Genomic DNA, 26,734 nt, shown 5'->3' on the forward strand with positions numbered 1-26,734 from the left:
TTAGTATTAAATACAGGTTATTAGTTGTGAGAGGCAAGATGCAAGTTTATTTAGTAACGGGTAAACTGGCTAACCGGCTACCCATCTTCACGCGATACAAACTATTTATTCACTAACGACTAATGTATAAATAGAGGTACAAAAACTAAAGAAACTATACACATAACTTTAATTAATATATTCATGGAAGGACCAGCGGTATCTTTCAGGGGATCACCTACAGTATCACCGGTAATGGCTGCTTCATGAGATTTGGTTCCTTTACCTCCATAATTTCCCATTTCAATATATTTTTTGGCATTATCCCAGGCACCTCCAGCATTAGCCATCATAATAGCTAATAATACTCCTACTAATACTGCTCCAATTAATAAACCTCCTAAAGCTTCCGGACCAAGTAATATTCCAACAGCGATGGGAGCTACTACAGCTAATAGACCTGGCAGAATCATTTCTCTTAAAGCTCCTTTAGTACTAATATCCACACATTTAGCAGAATCTGGTTTTGCTTTCCCTTCTTTTAAACCAACTATTTCTCTAAATTGCCTACGGACCTCCTCTATGATTAAGGAAGCTGTTTTCCCAACTGCCTTTATAGCTAAAGCAGAAAAAAGAAAGGGCAAAAGGCCACCAATAAACATACCGGCAACAACTACTGGATTGGTTATGCTTATAACTTTTAACCCTACAGAACTACAATAAGCAGCAAATAAAGCTAAAGCAGTTAATGCGGCTGAACCGATAGCAAAGCCTTTTCCCATAGCAGCAGTAGTATTACCAACTGCATCTAAAGAGTCAGTAATTTCTCTTACCTTAGGATCTAATCCTGACATCTCAGCGATTCCTCCTGAGTTATCAGCAATAGGTCCATAACAATCAACAGAAACTGTATTTCCAATTATAGAAAGCATTCCTACCCCTGAGATGGCAATACCATATAATCCGGCAAATTTATTGGCTATCAAAATAGTAATAGCTAATATAATTAAAGGAAGACAAGTACTTTCCATTCCGACAGCTAATCCTGAAATAATTGTAGTTGCAGCTCCAGTAGTTGTTGATTGAGCAATTGATTTTACGGGAGAATAACTAAAGGAAGTATAGCGCTCGGTAATGAAACCAATAAGTATTCCGGCAATTAATCCAGCGGCAGTTACATAAAATATATCTAAATTTTTAAACATAGAATATGAAAGAAAAACAGAAGATACAATTAATAAAAAACCACTAACCATAGTTCCTTTGGTTAAAGCATTGTTTATGTTTTTAGGGTTATTAGTTTTTACAAAAAAAGATCCTATAATAGATGAAATTACTCCACAAGCAGATAACAACAAAGGAAATATCACTGCATTAGTTGTTTTAAATAATATTTGCCCTAAAATCATAGTGGAAATTATTGCACCTGCATAAGATTCAAATAGATCGGCACCCATTCCGGCTATATCACCTACATTATCACCTACATTATCGGCAATAACTGCCGGATTACGAGGGTCATCCTCAGGAATTCCTGCTTCAATTTTTCCTACTAGATCAGCTCCTACGTCTGCAGCTTTGGTAAATATTCCTCCACCTACTCTGGCAAATAAAGCAACAGAGCTTGCTCCTAAAGAAAATCCATCAATTAAACTTGCATCTCTCATAAAATAGTAAAAAATACCTATCCCAAAAAGGCCAAAACCAGCTACAGCCATGCCACTAACTGAACCACCAGAAAAAGCTATTCTTAAAGCCTTCCCTATTCCTTCTTCTTTAGCAGCATTGGTAGTTCTAACATTTGCTTTAGAAGCTACTTTCATTCCGAAAAAACCAGCTGATATGGAACAAATAGCCCCCAATATAAAAGCATAACTTGTAATAGGACCCCTTACCCAATTCAAAATAATACTCACTATGATAATGAAAAAAACTAATACGCTATATTCTCTTTTTAAAAAAGCCATAGCTCCCTGTTCAATTAATTTTGCGATGTCTTGCATGGTTTGGTTTCCTGGTTTTTCTCTAATTACCATTATAGAAAGAAATAAGGCAAAGGCCAAGGCAATTAGACCACTTAAAGGAATTAATAATTCAATTTGCATTTTTTTTATCCTTTCTATTTTATATTACATTTTATAGATCTCTTAATATTAAAATTAATTTATTTTCAGTTTTATTTCTTCCCACACTTTAAATTTTTTTCCTTTATTGCTGCTTGGGCAGCTGCTAATCGAGCAATAGGAACTCGGAAAGGAGAACAACTAACATAATTTAATCCTACAGAATGACAAAATTCTACAGATCGAGGCTCTCCACCATGTTCCCCGCAAATACCTACTTCTAAATCAGGTCGAGTTTTTCTGCCTAAACTAGTTCCTAACTCTACTAATTTCCCTACTCCTTCTTGATCCAAAACTTCAAAAGGATTATCCTCTAAAATATGATCATCCACATATTTTAATAAGAATTTACCTTCTGCATCATCCCGGCTTATTCCAAAAGTTGTTTGGGTTAAATCGTTGGTACCAAAGGAAAAGAATTCAGCTTCTTCTGCTATCTTATCAGCAGTTAGTGCAGCTCGAGGTAATTCAATCATAGTTCCAACTTTATAGTTTAATTTTATTCCTGCCAATTTTATCTTTTCATCGGCAATTTTTCTTACATCTCTACATATTGGTTTTAATTCGTTTATATGGCTGATCAGAGGAATCATTATTTCGGGTTTAACTTTTATTCCTTTCTTAGTTAATTCTATTGCTGCTTCTATAATGGCCTGGACTTGCATATTATATATTTCAGGATACAATAATCCTAACCTGCATCCTCTAAGTCCCAACATTGGATTTATTTCGTGTAAAGATGTTACTTTTTCTAACAATTTTTCTTTTTCATTAAGTTCTTTAATATCCTTTTCTTTTAATCGTAAAGTGGTTACTTCTATTAAAATATCCTCTAAATTAGGTAGAAATTCATGAAGTGGTGGATCTAAAAGTCTAATAATTACCGGCAGACCTTCCATCGCTTTAAAAATTCCTATAAAATCACCTTTTTGTATGGGTAACAATTTTTTTAAAGCTTCTTCTCTATTTTTTTTATTATCGGCCATAATCATTTCCTGTACAATAGGTAATCGATCCTGAGCCATAAACATATGCTCAGTTCTAGTTAGTCCTATACCTTCTGCCCCTAATTCTCTTGCCTTTAGAGCATCTTCAGGTGTATCAGCATTTGCGTATACGCCTAAGCGTTTTTTTTCATTAGACCAAGATAATAATATTTTAAACTCTTCACTCATTTCTGGATCAATGGTAGGAACTTTTCCTAAAAATACTTCTCCACTCCCACCATCTATGGTAATAAATTCACCTTTTTTTATGGTAATATTATTAACACTAATGGTTTCTTTTTTTGCGTTAATACTCAAAACACTGCAACCTGCTACACAAGCTTTTCCCATTCCTCGTGCTACTACTGCAGCGTGGCTAGTCATACCACCCCTACTAGTAAGAACACCTTGTGCTTCTACCATTCCATGAATATCATCAGGAGTTGTTTCTGTTCTTACTAATATTACTGGTTCTTTTTCTTTCCCTAATTGTTCTGCTTCATCTGCGGTAAAAATAACTTTTCCATAAGCTGCACCAGGAGAAGCGGGTAGTCCTTTAGCAATCACTTTAATCTTTGCGTTTGGATCTATTCTTTTATGTAATAATTGATTTAACTGATTAGGTTCTACCCTCAAAATTGCTTCCTCTTTACTTATTATCTTTTCTTCCACCATATCTACGGCAATTTTAACTGCAGCCTGGGCGGTTCTTTTAGCGGTTCGAGTTTGTAGTAAATAAAGTTTCCCCTTTTCTATGGTAAATTCAAAATCCTGGACATCTTGGTAATTCTTTTCTAAAAGTTGGATTACTTTAATAAGTTCTTGATATAATTTAGGTAAATCATTTTTTAAATTTGATAATGGCATAGGTGTTCTAATGCCTGCCACCACGTCTTCTCCTTGGGCATTTAGTAGATATTCTCCGTAATACTCTTTTTCCCCGGTAGAAGGATTTCTGGTAAATCCAACTCCCGTTCCAGAATTATCTCCCATATTACCAAATACCATTTCTTGAACGCTTACCGCTGTACCTAGATCGTCAGGTATTTTATTGATCTTTCGATAAGTTATTGCTCTTTTATTATTCCAAGAATTAAATACGGCATCTATGGCCATTTTTAATTGTAATTCAGGGTCTTGAGGGAAATCTTTTCCGATCTCTTTTTTAATTAGCTTTTTATATCTTTCTAATAATTTTTTCAGCCCTTCACCTTCGATTTCTGGGTCTAATTTTACTTTAAGTTCTTTTTTAACTTCTTCCAAAATTATTTCAAATTTATCATGTTCAATGCCTAAAACTACATTCCCAAACATCTGAATGAAACGACGGTAACTGTCATAAGCAAAACGCTCATTTTTGGTTATCTCGATAATTCCCTGAATAGTAAAATTATTTAATCCTAAATTTAAAACCGTATCCATCATACCGGGCATAGAAATTGCTGCACCTGATCGCACTGAAACCAATAAAGGATTTTTTGGATCTCCCAATTTCTTTTTAGATATTTTTTCCAATTGTTGTAGTTTATCTTTTATCTGTTCTTCTAATCCTTCAGGATATCTGGTACCGTTTCTATAATATTCAATACAGGCTTCTGTACTTATAGTAAATCCTTGAGGTACGGGAAGACCAATTCGGGTCATTTCAGCTAATCCTGCACCTTTCCCTCCTAAAATTGTTTTCATATTAGCTTTTCCTTCATTAAAAAAATAGACATATTTTTTCATAATTATTTTCCTTCCTTTATTAATTTAAGTATTTTAGTTGCAATATCTTCTATTGCCATATTGGTTATATTAATTATTGGACATCCGATCTTTCTATAAATATTATCCGCATATTTTAATTCTTTAACCACTCTTTCTTTATTAGTATATATACTCTTTTCGGATAATCCTAATGCTTTTAATCGTTCACTTCTTATTTCAATTAATTTATCAGGGTCTATGGTTAAACCAACTACTTTCAGCAGAGGTAAATTAAATATTTCTGGTGGTGGATCGAATTCAAAATCTAAAATTATGTTGGCTATTTTTAATCCTTTATGGGCAAGATACATACTAAGTGGTGTTTTTGAAGTCCTAGAAACCCCTAATATTACTAAGTCAGCTTTGGATAAATTTAATTCCCTTTGACAAGCATCATATTTCACTGCAAATTCTATTGCTTCCATTCTTTTAAAATATTCTTTATCTAATTTTCTGATAATTCCTGGTTCTAATTTAGGTGCAATCCCACTTATTTTTTCGATATTTTCAATAATTGGTCCAAGTAGATCAAAAGAAATAATAGATTGCTTCTTACCTTCCTCTTTTAAAAATAACCTTAACTCTGGTTTAACTACAGTATAAATTATAAAACTCTTCTCTTTGCTAATTTTATCAATTATACCTTTGATATCCTTGATAGATTCAATATGAGCAAATAATTTTAATTTAATATCCTCAGAATTAAATTGACTAATTGCAGCATATACTACTGTTTGAGCAGTTTCACCGGTAGAATCAGAAATTATATATATCGTAGGTTTATCTTCAATATTTTTCATGTTTATTCTCCTTTCTCTTTAATAGAAACAATCTTAGATAAATCGGCTATTTGATTAAATAATATACTAATTTTCTTTATAATGGCAATCCTATTTCTTCTAATATTTGCCTCTTTGGTCATTACCAGCACTTTTTCAAAAAATTCTTCTACCGGTTCACATAAATCTTCTAATAAATCAAATACTCTTTTATATTCTTTGTTAAAAATATATTCCTTTACTCTGGGAACAATATTTTCATAATTATAATATAAATTATATTCTGCTTTTTCCTTTAATAATGATTTATCGACCTCAATTTCTTTATCATTCTTGGATAAATTTAATACTCTATTTGATGAGTTAAGTATTTTTTTAAAAATTGGCTGATTATATAACTCATTAATAACCTCTATCCTACGTTTAATATCAAATAAATCTCCTTTATTATCAACTGTTAAAACCGCATCGATTATATCATAATATATCCCTTCTTCTAAAAAGATATTTTTTATCCTTTGTTGAAAAAAATACAATATCTGAGAAGTTATTTCATTTTTTTCTTTTTCTAATTTAAAAAATACATTTTTTTTATAAAAACATAAAGATTTACAAATGACATCCTTTAAGGATATTTCCAGATTTTTTTCTAAGACTATCTTAATTATTCCCAAAGCTTGTCTTCTTAAACCATAAGGATCTTGGGAACCAGTGGGAGCAAGACCCCTGGTAAAACAACCTACAATATTGTCAACCTTATCAGCAATTCCTAAAATAATCCCATTTTTAGTTTTAGGTAATATATCACCGAAAAAACGAGGAAGATAATGTTCAGAAATAGCTTCCGCTATTTCTCTCTTTTCATTAGAAAAAATGGCATATTCTTTGCCCATTATCCCTTGCAATTCTGGAAATTCTTTTACCATTTCAGTAACTAAATCTGCCTTGCATAAATAAGCAGACCTTAAAAGATCTTTTTTAACTTGTGGTTCAACCTGTAGACAATCTGCAATATATTTACCTAATAACTTTAGCCTCTTCGTTTTATCAAAGAGATTCCCCAAATTTTCATGGAAAATAACACTTTTTAATTTAGTAACTCTCTTTTCTAAAGGAATTTTCTGATCTTCTTGATAGAAAAATTTTGCATCTTCTAATCTGGCTCTAAGTACATTTTCATTGCCTTTTATAATTTTATCGGCATACTCTTTAGAATTATTAATCACTACGATAAATAAAGGCAGTAATTTATGTTTCTTTTCAAAAACCGGGAAATACTTTTGATGTTTTTCCATAACTATAGTTAAGACTTCTAGAGGTAATTCTAAATATTTGGGATCATATTTTCCTAATACTGCATAAGGATATTCTACCAAATAGACTGTTTCTTTTAATAGCTTTTCATTTATTATTTCTTGGCCACCAATTAATTTAATTATCTGTTTTATCTCAGTTTTAATTACATTTTCCCTAATTTTGGGATCAATTATTACATAATTTTTTTCTAACTCCTTTAAATACTCTTTAGTAAAAGATATCTTTATTTTTTGAGGTGCTAAAAGTCTATGTCCATAAGTTACGTTTCCAGAATTTAAGCCCTCTAAATTGAATCTAATTATTTTTCCATCGTATAACGCCAATACCCATCTTATGGGACGGATAAATCGTAAATTTTTATCTTCCCAACGCATTGATTTAGGAAATTGTATACTTCTTATTATTTTAGGAAACATCTGAGATAAAATATCAATAGAAGGCTGACCTATTTTAGATTTTGAAGCAAAAACATATTTCCCCCTTTTTGTATCTTCAATAATTAAATTTTCAACGTTTATTCCTTGACTTTGAGCAAATTTTAAAGCCGGTTTTTGTGGTTGCAAATCTTTATTATAAGCAATTGAATAGGCCGGCCCCTTAATTTTTTGAAAAATGTCTTCCTGTTTTTCGTGAATATGTGATATGAATAATATTAATCTTCGGGGAGTAGCATAAACCTTAATTTCTTTATAGTTTATCCTTGCTTCTTTTAAATATTTTTGCGCTAATTGTTGTAAATTTTTTAAGGCATTCTCTATATACTGAGCAGGTATTTCTTCAGTACCAATTTCTAATATTACTTCACTCATTAAAATTCTCACTTTGGTCTAATCTTTTTTATTTAATTAAAGGGAATCCCAATTTCTCCCTTTGTCTAACGTATTCTTCTGCACATAAGTGCGCTAAATTTCTTACTCGAGAAATATATCCGGTTCTTTCTGAAACACTAATTGCTCCTCGAGCATCTAATAAGTTAAAAGTATGTGAACATTTTAAGATATAATCATAAGCTGGTAAGGTCAGTTCTTTTTTTATTAATCTTCTGGCTTCTTTTTCATAAATATTAAATATCTTAAACAATATGGATACATCTGCTTCTTCAAAGTTATATTTAGATTGTTCGACTTCTGCTTGATGACGAATATCTCCATAGGTAATACCATTGCTCCATTTTAAATCAAAGACATTATCTATTTCTTGAATAACCATACCTAACCTTTCTAAGCCATAGGTTATTTCAACTGGAATAATTTTTAAATCAAGACCACCAGCTTGTTGAAAATAAGTAAATTGAGTTATTTCTAATCCATCTAGCAAAATTTCCCAACCTAATCCCCAAGCACCTAAAGTAGGAGCTTCCCAATCACCCTCAATAAGTCTTAGGTCATGTTCTCTTCTTGAAATTCCTAATCTCTCTAAACTTGCAATATAAATATCTTGCACATTTTCAAAAGAAGGTTTTAATATAACCTGAAATTGGTAATGTTGTTGGACTCTATTAGGGTTTTCTCCATAACGTCCATCGGCAGGTCTTCGGGATGGTTCGACATAAGCTGCTTTCCATGGTTCAGGACCTAATACTCTTAAAAAAGTAGCTGGATTCATGGTACCCGCACCGACTTCTATATCATAAGGCTGTTGAATGGTACAACCTTGTTCTCCCCAATATTTTTGCAAATTAAAAATTATTTCTTGAAAATCCAAATTAGTATCTCTTCCTCTTAAATATAAATAAAATTCCCTCTCTTTTAGATTATTTATCACCATATTAACTGTTAGAGAGAGGGATTGCATTTTCTTTGTTAATATATCAAAATCATGCTTAGTTGTCAACGAAAAGCGAATATTAGTTAAAAAACTTACTTAATCTTTTTTTAGTGATTTTAAAAAAGTTTCTGTTTTAAATCTCTTTTCAGAATAATAAGTTAGAAATAAATTGGTAATTTTTTCTAACTCCTTTATTCTTATGTCTGGAATAGTGGCTTTAGATATAACTGATAAAGGAGTTATTAATAATTTCCTACTTAATTTTAAAAAATAAAGAGAAATCTGAATACAACCTTCTTTATTTTTAGATATACAATTATGGCATATCACTCCACCTTCTTTTATATTAAAATACACTTCTTTCTGATCATTTATTGTTTTATCGCATCTGCAACAATGATGAAGAGATGGCTTATAGCCTAAAATTGACATAACTTGCCATCTAAACGATAGAGTGAGTAGTTTTGGATCATTAGTTTTCCTCAAGTAATGTAAAACTTCTTTTAATAAATTAAATAGACCGATATTTGTTTCCCTCTCCTCAGTTAATTTATCAACTATTTCTACGCAATTAGCAGCAAAAGCAAATTTAACCACTTCTCTGCTCGTCGAGAAGAAAGATTCTAATATTTCGGTTTGACTTATAATATCCACATTTCTCCCTTTGTAAATTAAAAAAATAGCATAAGTTAAAATTTCTAAACTACTTCCAAATTTACTTTTTGTTTTGCGGACTCCTTTGGCAATTGCTTGAATTTTACCGAAATTTTTGCTGTATATAGTGACAATCTTGTCAGCCTCCTCATATTCTATGCTTTTTAATACTATACCTTCTGTTTTATATAACATACTATTACATAATCTCCACTACAAAAGATCATTTTTATTAAACGCCTCGGGGAGCAATTCCTTTATTTTATTAATCTTAATATCTCCTTTTAAATTTGCCATAATCAAGGTAATATCCTCACCAAATTCTAATATTACTTGTCGACAAGCACCACAGGGATAACAAGGTCTTATTGTATCAGCTATAATTGCAATTGCCTCAAATTTTTTAAAACCCTCCGAGATGGCTTTAAATACTGCTACTCTTTCTGCGCATATAGTCAAACCAAAAGACGCATTTTCAATATTACAACCAGAAAAAATTCTGCCCTCAGAGGTAAGTATTGCTGCACCAACTTTAAATTTAGAATAAGGGGTATATGCTTTTTTTCTTGCCTGTTCTGCTTCCCCAATTAATTTTTTATATTTTTCATTCACAACTTATTCACCTTCTTTAACTTCTTATTTAAACCAAACTATCGTATCATTAGATACTATTTGAATCCATATTTTCCCTTGATTCAAATTTAAAAGTTTTCCCTGGCTATCGTAATACAACGTTGGTTGGTCTTTAGATTTTTTAACCCATTTCGATACAAAATAATGCCCTCCATAAAATACTTTAGCAATACCTTCTCCAATGACCTTAACCTCCAATCTACCTTCTTTATCATCAAAAATTTTTTCAATAGGGACATATTGAATAATTATATTTGAAGTAATTAAATTTTCAAGAGTCTTACTGTCTTGATGAGGCTTAGAGTTTATATACCTTAAATAAGTATTACTATTTGGTTTATATTCATAAGATATGGAATATTTTTGGTTATATTTAATGGAAATTTTAGAAATATCCCCTCCTGATAAATTAAGGGTTCTCAGATTAAGTAAACCTTCGCTTAAATTCACCTCATCTTGAAAACCTAATTTTCTACACTTCTCTCTTAAATTGTTGGTATTAGTAAAAAGATTAATCCATCCTCCAATTTTTTCATCACGCCAATAAGGAGAAGGATAACGCATCTGGTCTAAATTAATAACTTTTTCGTCTTTTAAACTTTGTCCTCCACAATGAGCAAAGATCGGAGACCATTCAGCAGCTAATTTCGAAAAATAATATCTACTGCTTCTAATAGGCCCTACTATTGTTGAATCATTATTAATGAATATACCCATTAATCTAGTATAAGGATGTTCTACATTTACTTCATAAATTACCTCTGCATTATTTAAACCAGTTTGATAAACTACCTCCTCAAATGAATTACCAACCATTATTGCTAAAGGCCTTACCGTATTTGCATATATACTATTATTTACAGTAAAATAAATAAACATAATAAAAAATATTAGTATTAACCTGTAAAAAAATAATTTTTTAAATATTCCTTTCTTCATAACTTATCCTCTTTCTAATTTCTTAATTTATTTCTATATTATTTTTTTAATTTACCTATCAAGTTTTATTCATTATTTATAATTATATCTGAAAGTTTTTCTATTGAAGTAATTATCCTATTACTGATCTGGCTAATTAGATTTTCCCCATAATAATTATTTAGTTTTATCAAATTCGTCTTCTATCTCTCCAAAAATCTCCTCTAATAGATCTTCTATGGTAACTACCCCAGAAATATTTTTATCTTTGCTTATTACTACAGCAATATGAACCTTCTTTCTTTGAAATTCTTTTAGAAGATAAGTAACTCTTTTATTTTCTGAAACAAAGTAAGGAGGATGAATTAAATTTGATAGATTTAAATTATGGTATAATTTTTTCTTTAAATCTCCCATAAGAAAGTCTTTAGCATAAATAAAGCCAATAATATTATTTAGATTATTCTTATAAACTGGGATTCTGGAAAATCCTTCTTTATTCATCAATTTCATAGCATCTTCAACGGAAGTAGATACTTCAATGGCTACAATATATTTTTGAGGTCTCATCACATCTTTAACATAAGTTTCATTCAAATTCAATATTCTTTCAATCATACTTTTTTCTTTTTTTTCTAATGCCCCTTCTCTCTCTCCAACCTCAAAAAATAATTTTAAGTCTTTTTTGGTAAAAAAAACATTTAAGGGTATATATTTTTTACCAGTTAGAATTCTAATAATAAAATTTGATATCCAACTAAAAAATATTTCAAGGGGAGAAAGTATAGAAGAGGCAATTTTTATATAGTAAGCTGTATTAATTGAAAACTTTTCAGCATTACTTTGGGCAATAGTTTTAGGAATTACTTCACAAAAAATTAAAACTATCAGGGTAGTTAATATGACCGAGATAGAAACCCCTTTATTCCCCCAGAAATATAGGGCTAAAGAAGATGAAATGGCAGAAGAAAGAATTACCGCAATATTAGTACCAATCAAAACTACTCTTAAAAATTGGTCAGGTTTTCGGGTTAAATCAGATATTATTAAAGCTTTTTTATTCCCATTTTTTGCTAAATATTTAAGATGTAATCTACTAGTAGATATAACTGCAGTTTCTACTCCAGAAAAGAAAGCAGCCACCAATAAACATATAAACAATATAAAAGGACTAATTTTAATCCACCATTCTGTCAAAATTATGTTACCCCCCCTTAGAATTTATCCTTTATTATTTCTTTGGAGCCCTGGAAATTTTTTAATTATTACTCTTATTATTCTATTCTTTACCACCTGTTCTATGGTTATTTGAATATTTTTATATGCTATTGTTTCATTTTTATTAGGCACCCTACCTATTAAATCATAAATGAAACCACCCAAGGTCTCAAAATCATTTTCTGGTATTTCAATATTTAAAAGTTCATTAATCTTGTCAATGCTTATTATTCCATCAGCAATTACAGTATTATTATCAATTATTTCGTATAATTTAGTTTCCTTATCGTATTCATCAATTATTTCACCTACAATCTCTTCTACCACATCTTCCATGGTAACCAGCCCTGCTGTCCCCCCATATTCATCAATGGCTATAGCAATTTGAATTTTATCCCTTTGAAAAATATCTAATAGATCATCTATTTTTTTATTTTCCGGAACAAAATAGGCTCTTCTTATTATTTTTTTTAAATCAAACTTTTCTTTTGATTTATACCATTGCTCATAAACTGCTAAGAGGTCTTTGGTGTATAATATTCCAATAATGTTATCAATGGTCTCCTTATACACTGGAGTTCTTGAATGTCCGATTTTCTTAATCAAATTTAATATTGAATCTAATTTAGCATTAGAAGAGATGCAGGCCATATCTACGCGAGGAACCATTACTTCTTTTACCATAGTATCACCAAATTCAAATATATTTCTAATCATCTTTTTCTCTTCTTCTTCAATTACTCCCTCATCTTTACCTACATTTATTAAAGTTATCAAATCTTCTTCGGTGATTTCTTTTTTCTCTTTAACCCTTTTTTTATCATAAAAGTAATATAAAGCATTAATTATTATTTTAAAAAATAATATCAGAGGGAATAAAAAAGATGAAATAATTTCTACTGGTCTGGCGATTTTTTTAGCAATTGTTTCGGCATTAGAAATAGCTAATGATTTAGGAACAATTTCTCCAAAAACAAGTATCATAAAAATCATTATTCCACCGGCTATACCAATACCTACATTTCCAAAAAGTTTTATAGCTAAATAAGTAGCTAACGAGGAGGCTGCGATATTAACGAACGTATTTCCAGTTAAAATTGTAATCAATGTTTTTTGTGGATCATCGAGAAGTTTAATGATTGAATTTACTCGCCAACCACTTTCTTCTTTTTGCATTTTTTTTAATTGCAGCTTATTAAGAGAGAATAAAGCAGTCTCTGAGCCTGAAAAAAAAGCTGATAAAATCAAAAAACCTAATAAGCAGACAGCTTCAATAATCAAAATAATAAAATTATCAGGGTTATCCAAATATAATCACCATAACTTTATAAAGAACCATCAAATAGCACATCATAAAATTAAGCTAATTTAGCTTTAGCTTTAGATAACATCCTTAGCTTTTGTAAGATTATTACCACTACTAATAAGACGATACCTATTCCATCAGTTAATAATCCAGGTTTTATTAGAGCAAGTGCACTAATAAGTAATATAACTCTTTCATATATTTTAGTATGATCTAATAGATATCCACTAGTTGCTGCCCCCAATGCTAATACGCCGACTAAGGTGGTTACAATTAGTATTAAATTATGGCCAATTGAACCACCTAAAAACATTAATCCCGAATCAAGGCAAAATACATAAGGAACCGCAAATCCGGCAACTGCTAATCTAGTTGCAATAAAACCGGTCTTCATAGCATTACCACCAGAAATTCCTGCTCCCGCATATGCTGCTAAAGCAACTGGGGGGGTAAGATCGGCAATTACTCCAAAATAAAGGACGAAGAGATGGGCAGCCATAGGATGTACCCCTAAATCGATCAAAGCGGGTGCAGCCATAATAGATAAAACTATATATTTGGCAGTGGTAGGGAGCCCCATTCCCAGGATAAGAGAGGCAATCATAGTAAAGAAAAGAGTTAACATTAAATTTCCGTGACCTAAAATCACCAGTCCATTGGCAATTTTTAATCCTAAGCCAGTAAGGGTGGTTGCTCCTACTACCATTCCGGCACAGGCACAGGCTGCTGCCACTCCTAAAGCCATCTTTGCTCCATCTTCAAAGGCTTCGCCTAATTTTTTAATATTTAAACGCGTATCGGGTCTTACCATACTTATGACTAAACACATTACAATAGCCCAGAAGGCGGAAAAAAGAGGACTATATCCTCTTACTAATAAATATACTAAACCGATTATAGGGATAATTAAATGACCTCTCTGCTTTAACACCTTACCTAATTTAGGAAGTTGTTCCTTGGACAAACCTTTTAAGCCATATTTGCAAGCTTCCAGGTGAACCATGGTGCCCACAGCGATATAATATATTATAGCAGGAATAGCTGCTGCAATGGCAATCTTAATATAGGGAATCCCTAAAAATTCAGCCATTATAAAGGCAGCTGCTCCCATTACCGGTGGCATTATCTGCCCTCCAGTAGAAGCTGCAGCTTCTACTGCCCCCGCAAAATCTTTTCTATAACCTATACTTTTCATTAAGGGAATAGTAAAAGTACCGGTGCCTACTACGTTAGCCACTGAACTTCCGCTAATGGAACCAAAAAATCCACTGGCGATAACCGCAACCTTAGCCGGTCCACCGGTGGTATGACCGGCGATTGCCATAGCTACATCAATAAAGAACTTACTCATTCCAGTTTTACTCAATACTGCCCCAAAAAGAATAAATAGGAATACAAAAGAAGCAGATACTCCTAAGGGTATACCAAATATCCCTTCCGTTCCGGTATATAAATGTTCGATAATTCTCCCTAAAGAATATCCCCTATGAGCAAAGAATCCTGGCATAATCTGCCCAAAATAGGAAAATATTAAAAATATAATTGCTACTATAGGAAGTGCTGAACCAGTAATTCTTCTCGTGGCTTCTAATACTAATAAAATTGCTATTCCCCCCATTATTAAATCTAAATTAGTAGGTAAACCGGAACGAACTACCATATCATTATAAAATATTATTAAATACAAACATACCCCTGCTCCTAAAATAGACAGAACTAGATCATAAAAAGGAATTTTAGTTTTATATTTTAAGAATTCCTTTTTAGAGCGTGGATAAATAAGAAAGATTAGGGATAGAGCAAAAGCCAGATGGACCGCTCTTTGTTTTAGGCCTAAAAGCAAACCGAATCCTGCGGTATAAAACTGGAAAACCGAAAAGGATATAGCAATAATAGAAATAATTATCGCCATAAGTCCTAATGGCTTTCTTATTCTTGATTCTGAATCATATTGTTCCATAAGTTTTTGAACATCTATTTCTTTATTTTCGCATTTAACATCTTTAGCCATTTATAACTTTCCTCCCCAGTAATAATTATATAAATTTCTTTTATAAACACCAATAGTCAATAATTTATCCCCCACCAGAGTAGATAGATTAATTTCTTTATCTTTAAAATAAAAATAATTTTCTCTTATTGCCCCAATCCTATAATAAATTGGATTAGGCATAACTCTATGCATATTTTTTATCTTAAATTTACCTTCTTCATTTATAAATTTTTCTTGACCAAAAGCAGCATAAGGCATACCTGCTCCCTGGTCCATAAAATCTGTCTCTACTAATATAACCTTATATTTATTATCAATAATAAAAATTTCCCATACCGGGGTAAGAGAAACAGAGTGAGTATATTTCAAAGTAAATTGATCGTCTGGTTGAATGGTTTGCTGAAATATCAGCTTACTATCAGAAAAAGACCTGAGTTCCAGGGTATATACTGATAAAGAAAAAAATATAATAATGAAAATTATAATTATTGCTAATCCTATAAATATAGATGTAAAACTTTTCTTGAACATAAATTAATATCGGGTACCATAAAGAAATATTAACCATATGGTACCCGTTTTACTTTTCAAAATTTATTTAATTAATCCAATTTCCTTATAATACAATTCTGCGCCTAAATGTAAAGGTACGCCCATTCCATTAAGAGCAGTTGCTAAAGTAATATTTTTACCCTGTGAATGTACTTTTGCTAATATATCCCGGTGTTCCCATAGTGCTTTAGTCATTTTGTAAACTACAGTAGGTGATAATTTAGCATCACATATCCATAAAGCGGGAGTAGCGAGGGCTGGAACTGGTTCATCTACACCTTTATAGAACCCAGCCGGAATAACTGTAGCTCCATAATATGGAATCTCAGCAACTAATTCCTTAATCTTTTCCTCGCTAATAGGTACTAACACCATATCTCTCTTGGTAGCAATATCAATAATACTGGAAGTAGGATAACCAGCAGTAGTAAAACCAGCATCTATCTGACCATCAATCAATCTTTGTGCTACTTCGTTAAAATCAATATATTCTACTTTCACATCATCAAAAGTAAGGCCATGGGCCTTTAAGATTATCTCGGCATCAGCGGCAGTTCCACTATTGGGTGCACCTACTCCTACTCTCTTCCCTTTTAAGTCCTCTATAGTTTTAATTCCGGAAGCCTTAGTTGCAACTATATGAATAGTTTCTGGATATAAAGAAGCAATACCCCTTAAGTTAGTGATAGGTTGCGTATCTTTTAACATCCCTGTGGCAGTATAACACCAATAAGTTGTATTAGCCTGGGAAAAAGCTGTTTCAATTTGACCCCTACCTATTAAATTACAGTTTTCTATTGATGCATTTGAGGTCATTGCAGTCACTATTAATCCTTCGACATTGTTAGAAAGCATTTGAGCTAAGGCTCCACCTAAAGGATAATAGGTTCCGCCGGTTCCACCAGTAGCAATGGCCACAAATTGTTTTTCAGCAGCAAAACCAAAACTAAAGATTCCCACAACCAAACTAATTGCTAATACTAAAACTAAGGTCGTCTTATTTCTTAACATTTAAAAAATCCCCCTTTTATTTATTTATATTTCTAAAAAGCAAATATTTTATTTTAATTAATCTATCACCTCCCAATTTTTAATTTCTCTTGGTTTGGTAAATCTATGATGGGTATTTTTCTATATAAATATATATATCTTTTTTAAAATTATAAATAATAATCAAATAAATATAATCAACATCAATATTATATTATAACCTAAATTATAAATCAAAGGTGTCTAATATTTCATTTTCTTTTACCTGCATAATTTTATTGTCTCTATCTTCTTCATGATCATAACCTATCAAATGTAATAAACCATGGATAAGCAATATCGCTAACTCTTTTTCTAAATTATGATTTAAATTATTTGCCTGTCTTTGTGCAGTTTCTACTGAAACGACTATATCACCTAATAGTTTATTTTTATCGACTTCAGGAAATATTAAATCCCCTTCCTCTAGATTGAAAGTCAAAACATCGGTAGATTTATTAATTCCTCGATATTTTTTATTTAACGATTTTATAAATTTATCGTCAGTAAATAAAATACTAATTTCGGTTTTCTCATCAACCTTTAAATATTGAATAATATTTTTAATTATTTCCCTGATCCTTCGCCGATATATCTTGGCTATTTTCTGTTGATTTTTTATTAAAATTTCCATTATTTTTTTTCTCTTCTTTTAATTTTTTTATTAGATCATCATCAGGGTATTCTACCCTACTATGAAACATACCGGTAAGTATCCTTGAAAAACTATCACCGATTTTATCTAAATCTTTTAAAGTTAAATCACATTCTTCCAATTGACCATTTTCCAAATTTTTCTGAATGATCTCTTTTACTAAATTTTTAATTCTACTTGGTGTAGGATTAGTTAAGGTTCTGGTAGCAGCTTCTAATGAATCAGCTAATAAAATAATCGCTGTTTCTTTAGTCTGAGGTTTTGGTCCAGAATAACGATAATTTTCTTCCGCAACTTCTTCCACACTTGCTCCATTTTCTTGTAAAGCCTTATGGAAGAAATAGGTTATTAGTCCAGTCCCATGGTGTTGAGTAATTATATTAATTATATCTTTGGGAAGTTTATTTTTATTAGCTAATTCTACTCCTTCTTTAACATGAGAAGCAATCACTAAAGCACTTAAACTAGGTTCTAGATCATCGTGAATATTTTTATATGCCTCTTGATTCTCAATAAAGAAGTAAGGTCTTTTTATTTTACCTATGTCGTGATACAGAGCACCAACCCGAGCTAATAATCCATTACCTCCAATTTCTTCAGCAGCAGTTTCGGATAGATTACCTACCACTATACTATGATGATAGGTACCAGGTGCTTCTATTATCAATTTTTTTAATAAAGGCTGGTTAGGATTAGACAATTCCATTAGTTTAAAAGAAGTGGTAATATCAAAGAAACTTTCTAAAAAAGGTAAAATACCAATAGTTAAAATGACTGCTAAAAAACCATTTAATATTCCCCATAAATTGTCTTTTAAAATTAAATAATAATTTTCGTTGTTAATTAAACCTAAAGCTGATATAGCAACTATATTTACCCCTGCGATCATCAATCCTGCACGAGTTAAACTTGACCTTTGAGTCGCTGATCGAATACTGTATAGAGATACAATTCCACTAACTATCAACACTATAGTATAATTTATCTCTCCTCCAGGAATGAAACTTATTAAAAAACTCAGTATCACTGTTACTAATATAGCAATTTCAAAATTTAAAGATATTGCAATTAACATTGAAGCAGAGGCAATAGGTATTAAATACCCTGATACTTGAAGGGTTATTTTGGCAAATAAAACTATAAAAATACAAATAATGCTCAATAATATTAATTTATTTATATCTTTATAAATATCAGGATAATAGTATTTCAAATATAAAATTAGTAATGAAAAGCAAACGGTAGTAATTAGTATTATCCCAATAATGTTAGAAAAATTTATTTTAGGATTTTGTAAACCTAAAGCATTAAGAATAGCAATATCTTCTGAAGTTACAATATCTCCTTTTCTTATAATTATTTGCCCTATTTGAATCGTTCTTTCCACTTTATTTACTGAAGATATAGCTTCTTGACGTCTTTTTTCTGTATCTTCTTCATTTAAAAATAAACTTGGACGAATTAATATAATTCCAATTTCACTTGCAATTAAGGCATCATAATGACTAATTGAAATCTCGCTAATTTCTCTTACTAATTGTTTTTTTGCATTTTCTAAATCAGTTTCTTTAATTCCTTGTTCCATAATTTTTCTTACCGAAGTTTTAACGTCTCTATTTATTTTATTTAACGATAACTCATCAAGTTGAAGACCATCTATTATAATTTGTTCATCCATATTCAATTCCAAATTAACCTTGATTTCTTTGGCTATTTCTCTTAAATCATTATCGGTTAATTTTTCCTCATTTACCGTTAAATTAACCTTATTATTTTCTGAAGAATTATTTAATTTTTCTCTATACTCTTTTATTTTTAAAAAAATGCTATCTACTTGCTTTTCAACGTTTTCTATATTTACCAAATTTAAATCATAAACCTCTTCTATAGATCTGGAGGCTTTCTCTTTCAAATTTTGGGTTTCTTCTAAGTCTATAAATTCAAAAGTTTTCGGTGATAAAATATCTTTAGAGCAAATTTGTCCTTTCTTCAAAAGAATTTTATCTGGGAAAAAATTAAAAGATAAAATAAGGGTAATGGTAATTAATAAAATTAAAAATATGGTTATTTTCTGTATTAAATTTTTGTTGGTCCATTTTTTCTTGGGGGTATTTTTATCTAATATTTCCTCTTTATTTTTCCATCTCTTCCATTTTTCAGATAGTTTCATAAAATTAAATCACTCCATCTCCTGGTTGCGCAAATCTTCCCTTTCATAAGCTCGAATAATCTCTTGAACTAATCTATGTCTAACTACATCCTGATCATTAAGATAAATAAATTCGATACCTTTTATATTTTCAAGCACTTTTGATATTTTAATTAATCCAGAATTATCTTTTCGAGGTAAATCTATTTGAGTAATATCTCCATTAATTATAATTTTCGAGCCAAAACCAAAGCGAGTTAAAAACATTTTCATCTGTCCCAAAGTAGTATTCTGAGCATCATCTAAAATTATGAATGAATCATTTAAAGTTCTTCCCCTCATATAAGCTAAAGGGGCTATTTCAATTATTCCTCTTTCCATATACTTTTGGAACTTTTCTGAAGGCATCATTTCATAAATTGCGTCATATAAGGGGCGAAAATAAGGCTCTATCTTCTCCAATAAATCTCCAGGCAGATATCCTAAACTTTCTCCAGCTTCTACTGCTGGTCTTACTAAAATAATTCTATTCACACTTTTACTTTTTAAAGCAGAAAGAGCAATCGCTACAGCTAAATATGTCTTCCCTGTACCGGCAGGTCCAATAACAAAGACAATTTCATTCTTTCGTACTGCGTCAATAAATTTCTTTTGACCTAAAGTTTTTGGCCTAATTTCTTTCTCCTTTTTAAAAACATCAATTACATTACTATATAATAATTTCCAATCTACAGGCTGCTTATTCTTAGACATTTCAATATGATATTTTACTTCTGACAAAGAAAGAGAATGTCCCTCTCTAATTATGGAAAGAAGTCCTTCAATAATTTTGGTTGATTTATTTACTTCACTTTTTATTCCGGAAATTACCAGCTTACTATCATTTTGGGTGGATATCTTTATGGAAAAACATTCACTAATAAGTTTAATATTTTCATCATATTTTCCGAATAATTCTCTTAATTCGTCCTTACTATTAATAAATATATTTTTTTTAATAATCTCTTTTACTTCTATAGTAGGTCCCTACTTTTATAAAAAATAATTAAAATTATTTAAATAAATCATCTTTAAGGTTTATTTTACATTTTTTTATCATCAAACAAATCTATTTTTTCTCTTAAATTTATAAGGTTTTACTGCTCTGGGTGGAGCAAGTATCTCTGATAAAATTATTCCATTAATAAATATATTATTAGATAAATATTCTCTTAACTCATTTTTCTGGTTAGAAATAAAATCTTCTTCGTCTATTACCAGTGGTTTATTGGTTAAATGTTTTATTTCTTGTTGCTCATAAAATTCCTTAACTTCGTCATCTATAATAATTTTATCTTTATCTTCTATATCCTTAATATTTTCATAATTATCACTATACTCTGGTAATTTTACCTTATCTTGATTCGTAGCCTGGTTAACGATAGTCTCATCTTTTTTCTGATTTAAAATACTCGACTTTTTTATTTGATTTTGTAACCAACTAAATAAAATTATTAGAATATAAAAAATAAATATAAACAAACCTATGGACATTATTTATGCCTACCCTTTTTATTTGCTTTCTTTCTTCTTTGACATATCAGAGATGCTATCCCGCATAGCCGTATCAGCAGCAATATTTTTTAAATTATAATAATCCATTACTCCTAATTTTCCGGTCCTTAGTGCTTCTGCAATAGCCTTAGGAACTTCTGCTTCTGCTTCCACTACCTTTGCCTTCATTTCTTGGACTCTGGCTTTCATTTCTTGCTCCTGAGCTACCGCTAAGGCCCTTCTTTGCTCGGCCTTGGCTTGAGCAATTTTCTTATCCGCTTCTGCCTGATCAGTTTGCAACATAGCACCAATATTTTTACCTACATCTACATCAGCAATGTCTATGGATAATATTTCAAAAGCTGTCCCCGCATCTAAACCTTTTTTCAATACAGTCTTAGAAATATTATCTGGGTTTTCTAAGACATTTTTATGGGTTTCTGCTGAACCAATAGTAGTAACAATTCCCTCTCCAACTCTTGCTATAATGGTTTCCTCGCCAGCTCCTCCAACTAATCTTTCAATATTTGCTCTTACCGTCACTCTGGCAGTGGCCATAACTTGAATACCATTTTTGGCTACCGCTGCTACTATCGGTGTTTTTATTACTTTCGGGTTTACACTCATTTGTACCGCCTCTAAGACATCTCTTCCAGCTAAATCAATAGCAGTACCCTTTTCAAAAGATAAAGGAATGCCCGCTCTTGCTGCAGCAATCAAGGCATTAATCACTCGATCAACATTTCCTCCAGCCAAGTAATGTGCTTCTAATTTATCAATAGAAATGGTCAAACCAGCTTTAGTGGCCTTTATTAAAGCATTAACAATCTGATGGGGAGGCACCCTTCTAAGTCTCATACCCACCAAAGTAAAAATCCCCACCTTTACTCCAGCAGCCATAGCTGAAATCCATAATCCTACTGGTATAAATTGAAAGAAAATATAGATTATAAAAAGAACTACAATAATTGGTATCAATGGAATCAATAAACTACTCATTTTTACCTCCTTATTTTAAAAATAATATTTAAACTATCCAGGGACATCAACTGCTTCTACTACTATCTTATTGCCTTCCACACTTATTATTTTAATTTTAGTATTAGAATCAACGTATTCTCCTCGAGTAATGGCATTCAGTTTCTCGCCGTTTACCTCTACCATACCAGAAGGACGCAAAGGTGTAATGGCTATACCTTCTTTACCTATTAATCGTTTTGAGTTTTTTATTCCTACGCTATATCCTAATTCCTTTTCTTGTTTAGTAAAAAGAATAAATTTTCTCCAGGTTCGAGTAGCAGGAATATATCGAATTAACAAGAAAAATCCCACTATAGTAAAACCGAGAGCGATTAAGATAGAATAAGTTGCCTGGATAATATTTCCAAAAGTAAGGAAAATGCTGGTTAAAATGGCAATAATTCCACTTATTCCAGTCAAACCAAACCCAGGAATTAAAAATATTTCTGCTAAAAGTAAGAAAAAACCAACTAAAAAAAGGATAATTGCTTCCCACCCAGCTAAGCCAACAATTATATGCCCCCCAAAAAATAAAGACAGAGAAATTATCCCTATGCTCCCGGCTATTCCCCAGCCTAAGGTCCAAAATTCAATTATAAGTCCTAAAAAACCTATAGATAATAATAATGAACTGACTACGGGGTTAGTAACAAAACGGCTGATATTTTCTGCCCAATTAGGAGAAATATATTTTATTTTTACATCTTGGAGATTTAGAAAATTTAAAACTTCTTCAATGTTTAAAGCAATACCATCTACAAAATTTAATTTTATAGCTTGTTCAGTATTTAAAGTTAATATTTTATCTTTTTCGATTATATTTTCAATTTCTATATCTTTATCTACCATAGCAGCTGCTATCTTTTCTGGCCGCCCTCTACTCTGGGCAGTAGAAGCAAATTCAGCACTTAAGGCCGAAATATTTTTTTCATCTGCCGGTCGTGGTTCTGCAGCCCCGATACTGGCACCTTTATCCATTAGAATATACTTTGCGGATAAAGCAATTAGAGCTCCTGCGGACCAAGCTCTATTTTTAATATAGGCCACACTTGGTATATTTAAGTTGATTATTTTATCTCTAATCTGGATAGCAGCATCAACTCTTCCACCAAATGTATCAACTTCTAAAATAACCGCCTTCGCCTTATTTAATATCGCTTCCTCTAAAGCTCTTTGAACATATGAAGATAAGCCTAAGTCAATGGTGCCTTTAATAGAGATCAAGTACACTTCATCTGTTCCGTTTGCGGAGGTATTTAGAATAATAAAACTAATAATGGTAAATAGAGTTATAAATATAATGAATTTCTTACGATTTTTGTTAAAACTCTCTTTAAATATCAAATAATTTACACTCCTGAGTTAGTCGTTAGTTTGAAATACAATATACAAAATAAACTAATTAAACGATATAGTTTGATTCTAATAATTTATTAACTAATTAAATAATCAACGAATCGAGATATATATTTAAATTATAAAATTATAAAAACGAAGAAAGACTCAAAAATATATTTTCGAGCTAAATTGAGTCTTTCTTACTTAACCTTAATTGTCTAAATTGTTCAATAAATCCCTTACTATTTTATTAACTAATTTCCCATCTGCTTTTCCCTTTAATTGGGGCGTAATTTCTCTCATAACCAGACCAATATCTTTGGAATTTTTAAAATTAAACTTTAAAATTATTCCTTTGGCTACTTTTTTTATCTCTTCCTCAGATAATTGTTCAGGAAGATATTCCTTTATTATTTCAATTTCTTTTTTTGCCTTATCAGCAAGATCTGGTCTTTGACCTTTAATAAACATATCTAAAGACTCTTCAACTTTTTTTAAATTACTAACTATTATTGCAATTATTTCATTTTCATTAAGTTTTTCTCTTTTAGATATTTCAGCATTTTTAATTGCTGCTCTGATCATTCTTAAAGTTGATAATCTTAATTTCTCTTGGCATTTTAACGCCTTTTTCATATCATTAAAAATAACTTCTTCTAACGAAGATAATTTTTCTAACATTTAATACCTACCATCTTCTTTTCTGTTTTCTTTGAGCAGCAAGTAACTTTTTTTTCCTTCTAACGCTTGGACTCTCATAATATTCATGACGCCGAATTTCAGATATTATTCCACTTTTTTGGCATTCTTTTTTAAACCTTCTAAGGGCGTGATCAAGATCTTCATTGTCTTTTACTTTTATTTTAGTCATATTTACACCTCCCATCTCGTACATATTATAGCTTAACAAAATGATAGCGTTATGGGTGAAATCTCAATATTATCATTCTGCTTATTAAGTAAGATTATAAATTATTAAATTCTAATTACTATTTTACATTATATAATATTGCAATTAAATTTTCAAGGAATGTCACATAATAAATTAATTATTTGACAAAATATATCTATAATATTATATTATATACAATTAAACAATTTTAAAGGAGATTTTAGACAGATTATGATGCGAACAATAAGAAAATATATGAAAATTATATTAATTATAGTAATTGCTGCCTTTGGAGTATCTATTTTTTATGGCTTAGGACAATATAGATCTTCTCAAAAAACAAAATACTACATAGCAGAAATAAATGGAGTAGGAATTAGTTATAATCAATGGCAAGCTACTTTTCAAAATACCATATCAAGATATGATAATAAAACTATTTCCAGTATGGATCAATCCACCATTAATTCCCTTAAAAATAATATTCTCCAACAGATGATTAATTCAGAACTGCTATTTCAACAAGCTAAAAAAGAAAAAGTTAAAATTTCTAAAAATGATATCGATTCAGAAATAGACAAAATAAAAGAAAACTTCTCTTCCCCTGAAGAGTTTGATAATGCTTTAAAAGCAAACAACATTGCTCTTAATCAACTTCAAGATGATATCAAAAAGCAGCTCATGATAAATTATGTTTTAGGTGAAGCTAAAAATAAAATAACCATCACAGATGATGAATTATTAGAATATTTTAATAAAAATAAAGATAGTTTTTTTGAACCAGAAAAAGTTCATGCTTTACATATAATTGTAAACACCGAAGAAGAAGCGAATAATATTCTAAATAAACTCAAAGAAGGTATAATTGATTTTTCAGAATTAGCTAAGCAAAAATCGATAGATGCTTCTGCTCTAAATGGCGGAGATTTAGGATTTTTTACCAGAGGCCAGATGGTCAAGGAATTTGAAGATGCTGCCTTTTCTTTAAAACCAGGTGAAATTAGTAATGTGGTAAAGACCGAATTTGGTTATCATATTATAAAATTAGTAGAGAAAAAAGAAGCACACAATCCTACTTTTGAGGAAGCAAAAGAGAATATAAATAATATTTTAAAGAATCAAAAAGAAATCGAAGCAACCCAAAATTTAGTTTCTAATTTAACTGCTAATGCTAATATTATTATTAAATATGATTTTAAAAGCGAAAACCAATCATCCTCATCTTCCCCGGAGGAGACTCAAACATCAAATTCTACAACTACGGATTCCCCCAGAGAATATTCAAACTGAAACATCAAACTCTACATCTATAGAAGAGCTATCTCCAGAAGAAACTACCAATAATAACCAGGTTAAAGATACTGCTGAAATAAAATAAATATTCCTTTTCTAACTAGTTCAACACTGCTACTGCTTATCTTTATATACTTAACATATTGTATTTAAATAAGATTATTTTTATAAATTTTATATGTTCCTCTATTCGTTGAGATAAAGGCAATTTTCTACAAGTTTCAAAGGTAATAGCCGGAATATGAAGTTTAAAAAAAGCGTTATAGGTAGAACTACCCTCAATTGGCTTTACTAAAACTTGATACTCTATATTATTATCAATAATTCCTTTGTTCATTTCTTCGACAATAGAAGAATCTAACTTAAACAAATAATCATCATCGGAATCTATTACCATGGTTTGGCCATAATTGGTTGAATTTTTCTTGTAAAACTCTATTGATTCGTGTAAATCAATTAATAAGTCAACCTTATAACTTTTTATTAAACCAAATATTTCATAAGCTAATTTTTCTACAGAATTACCTTGAGGATCTCCAGGGTAAGCTCTATTAAGATTCATATCTTGAGGGAAACTTCTTAATCCTTTCTTACAGGCTAAAATGTTTGCTTCTGGAATAATGATCAAAGTTCCTTTTTCAATATCTAGATTATCTTTCAAATATTGAGTAGCTTTAATCCCGGCTATTTCATCTCCGTGTGTACCAGCTAAAACCATTATAATCGGCTTTTCAAACTGAGTCCTTATTATATAAACAGGAGTTTGGTTATCTGTTCCGGTGCAGATATATTCGACAGAAGTTGTTTGTGGTAAGACAATCTGAGGTAAACAAATAAATATCAATATTGCT

At 30.8% G+C, this 26,734-nt stretch carries 23 protein-coding genes; 1 reads left to right on the top strand and 22 read right to left on the bottom strand.

The features are described 5' to 3' along the window. Nucleotides 1–119 precede the first annotated feature (119 nt). From COZ07_RS03225 to rpsU, 21 genes are all read right to left on the bottom strand, one after another. Nucleotides 120–2,084, bottom strand: coding sequence for a sodium/proton-translocating pyrophosphatase (locus COZ07_RS03225; protein WP_406607148.1), 1,965 nt, complete (start codon nucleotides 2,082–2,084; stop codon nucleotides 120–122). 71 nt (nucleotides 2,085–2,155) lie between these two features. Then, the gene (gene ppdK / locus COZ07_RS03230; RefSeq protein ID WP_406607149.1) at nucleotides 2,156–4,816 is read right to left on the bottom strand and encodes a pyruvate, phosphate dikinase; all 2,661 of its coding nucleotides are present in this window, start codon (nucleotides 4,814–4,816) and stop codon (nucleotides 2,156–2,158) included. Nucleotides 4,817–4,818: 2 nt separating this feature from the next. Further along, a complete protein-coding gene (locus tag COZ07_RS03235) occupies nucleotides 4,819–5,637 on the bottom strand; it encodes a pyruvate, water dikinase regulatory protein (protein WP_406607150.1) in 819 nt (272 codons plus the stop codon). A gap of 2 nt (nucleotides 5,638–5,639) precedes the next feature. Further along, on the bottom strand, nucleotides 5,640–7,742 hold the full coding sequence (glyS, locus tag COZ07_RS03240; RefSeq protein WP_406607151.1) for a glycine--tRNA ligase subunit beta: 2,103 nt from the start codon (nucleotides 7,740–7,742) through the stop codon (nucleotides 5,640–5,642). A gap of 28 nt (nucleotides 7,743–7,770) precedes the next feature. Further along, a complete protein-coding gene (gene glyQ, locus COZ07_RS03245) occupies nucleotides 7,771–8,637 on the bottom strand; it encodes a glycine--tRNA ligase subunit alpha (RefSeq protein ID WP_406607169.1) in 867 nt (288 codons plus the stop codon). A 159-nt stretch (nucleotides 8,638–8,796) separates the two neighbouring features. After that, nucleotides 8,797–9,549, bottom strand: coding sequence for a DNA repair protein RecO (gene recO, locus COZ07_RS03250; protein WP_406607152.1), 753 nt, complete (start codon nucleotides 9,547–9,549; stop codon nucleotides 8,797–8,799). An 18-nt stretch (nucleotides 9,550–9,567) separates the two neighbouring features. Beyond that, nucleotides 9,568–9,966: a cytidine deaminase gene (locus tag COZ07_RS03255; RefSeq protein WP_406607153.1), complete on the bottom strand. Its 399-nt coding sequence runs from the start codon at nucleotides 9,964–9,966 to the stop codon at nucleotides 9,568–9,570. 24 nt (nucleotides 9,967–9,990) lie between these two features. Continuing rightward, nucleotides 9,991–10,926 (bottom strand): DUF3048 domain-containing protein, encoded by a 936-nt coding sequence (locus COZ07_RS03260; RefSeq protein ID WP_406607154.1) that lies wholly within the window; start codon nucleotides 10,924–10,926, stop codon nucleotides 9,991–9,993. 156 nt (nucleotides 10,927–11,082) lie between these two features. Next, nucleotides 11,083–12,102 carry a hemolysin family protein gene (locus COZ07_RS03265; protein WP_406607155.1) on the bottom strand — a complete coding sequence of 340 codons (1,020 nt, stop codon included), beginning with the start codon at nucleotides 12,100–12,102 and terminating at the stop codon, nucleotides 11,083–11,085. A gap of 24 nt (nucleotides 12,103–12,126) precedes the next feature. Beyond that, complete coding sequence (locus COZ07_RS03270; RefSeq protein ID WP_406607156.1) at nucleotides 12,127–13,431, bottom strand: hemolysin family protein; 1,305 nt, start codon at nucleotides 13,429–13,431, stop codon at nucleotides 12,127–12,129. A 50-nt stretch (nucleotides 13,432–13,481) separates the two neighbouring features. Further along, on the bottom strand, nucleotides 13,482–15,440 hold the full coding sequence (locus COZ07_RS03275) for a TRAP transporter permease (RefSeq protein WP_406607157.1): 1,959 nt from the start codon (nucleotides 15,438–15,440) through the stop codon (nucleotides 13,482–13,484). Further along, nucleotides 15,441–15,953, bottom strand: coding sequence for a DUF1850 domain-containing protein (locus COZ07_RS03280; RefSeq protein WP_406607158.1), 513 nt, complete (start codon nucleotides 15,951–15,953; stop codon nucleotides 15,441–15,443). A 63-nt stretch (nucleotides 15,954–16,016) separates the two neighbouring features. Next, nucleotides 16,017–16,985, bottom strand: a complete 969-nt coding sequence (locus COZ07_RS03285; protein WP_406607159.1) for a TAXI family TRAP transporter solute-binding subunit — start codon at nucleotides 16,983–16,985, stop codon at nucleotides 16,017–16,019. Between the two features lie 205 nt (nucleotides 16,986–17,190). Beyond that, a complete protein-coding gene (ybeY, locus tag COZ07_RS03290; protein WP_406607160.1) occupies nucleotides 17,191–17,637 on the bottom strand; it encodes an rRNA maturation RNAse YbeY in 447 nt (148 codons plus the stop codon). Then, nucleotides 17,567–19,828 carry an HD family phosphohydrolase gene (locus COZ07_RS03295; protein ID WP_406607161.1) on the bottom strand — a complete coding sequence of 754 codons (2,262 nt, stop codon included), beginning with the start codon at nucleotides 19,826–19,828 and terminating at the stop codon, nucleotides 17,567–17,569. Before COZ07_RS03295 ends, ybeY begins: the two co-directional genes overlap by 71 nt. 9 nt (nucleotides 19,829–19,837) lie before the next feature. After that, a complete protein-coding gene (locus tag COZ07_RS03300; protein ID WP_406607170.1) occupies nucleotides 19,838–20,809 on the bottom strand; it encodes a PhoH family protein in 972 nt (323 codons plus the stop codon). A 96-nt stretch (nucleotides 20,810–20,905) separates the two neighbouring features. Further along, a complete protein-coding gene (locus COZ07_RS03305; RefSeq protein WP_406607162.1) occupies nucleotides 20,906–21,340 on the bottom strand; it encodes a hypothetical protein in 435 nt (144 codons plus the stop codon). Nucleotides 21,341–21,358: 18 nt separating this feature from the next. Further along, nucleotides 21,359–22,339, bottom strand: coding sequence for a flotillin-like FloA family protein (gene floA, locus COZ07_RS03310; RefSeq protein ID WP_406607163.1), 981 nt, complete (start codon nucleotides 22,337–22,339; stop codon nucleotides 21,359–21,361). Between the two features lie 33 nt (nucleotides 22,340–22,372). After that, the gene (locus COZ07_RS03315; RefSeq protein WP_406607164.1) at nucleotides 22,373–23,704 is read right to left on the bottom strand and encodes a nodulation protein NfeD; all 1,332 of its coding nucleotides are present in this window, start codon (nucleotides 23,702–23,704) and stop codon (nucleotides 22,373–22,375) included. Between the two features lie 204 nt (nucleotides 23,705–23,908). Beyond that, on the bottom strand, nucleotides 23,909–24,379 hold the full coding sequence (locus COZ07_RS03320) for a GatB/YqeY domain-containing protein (protein ID WP_406607165.1): 471 nt from the start codon (nucleotides 24,377–24,379) through the stop codon (nucleotides 23,909–23,911). A gap of 7 nt (nucleotides 24,380–24,386) precedes the next feature. Further along, nucleotides 24,387–24,569, bottom strand: coding sequence for a 30S ribosomal protein S21 (gene rpsU / locus COZ07_RS03325; protein ID WP_406607166.1), 183 nt, complete (start codon nucleotides 24,567–24,569; stop codon nucleotides 24,387–24,389). A gap of 252 nt (nucleotides 24,570–24,821) precedes the next feature. Here rpsU and COZ07_RS03330 point away from each other — a divergent pair, with 252 nt between their 5' ends. Continuing rightward, nucleotides 24,822–25,880, top strand: coding sequence for a peptidylprolyl isomerase (locus COZ07_RS03330; protein ID WP_406607167.1), 1,059 nt, complete (start codon nucleotides 24,822–24,824; stop codon nucleotides 25,878–25,880). Between the two features lie 130 nt (nucleotides 25,881–26,010). Here the strand turns inward: COZ07_RS03330 and COZ07_RS03335 are convergent. Further along, on the bottom strand, nucleotides 26,011–26,734 hold a 724-nt coding region (locus tag COZ07_RS03335; RefSeq protein WP_406607168.1), incomplete at its 5' end, for a succinylglutamate desuccinylase/aspartoacylase family protein.

This window comes from Candidatus Infernicultor aquiphilus, from assembly GCF_002784285.1.
In the GTDB taxonomy this organism is placed as follows: Bacteria; Atribacterota; Phoenicimicrobiia; order Phoenicimicrobiales; family Phoenicimicrobiaceae; genus Infernicultor; species Infernicultor aquiphilus.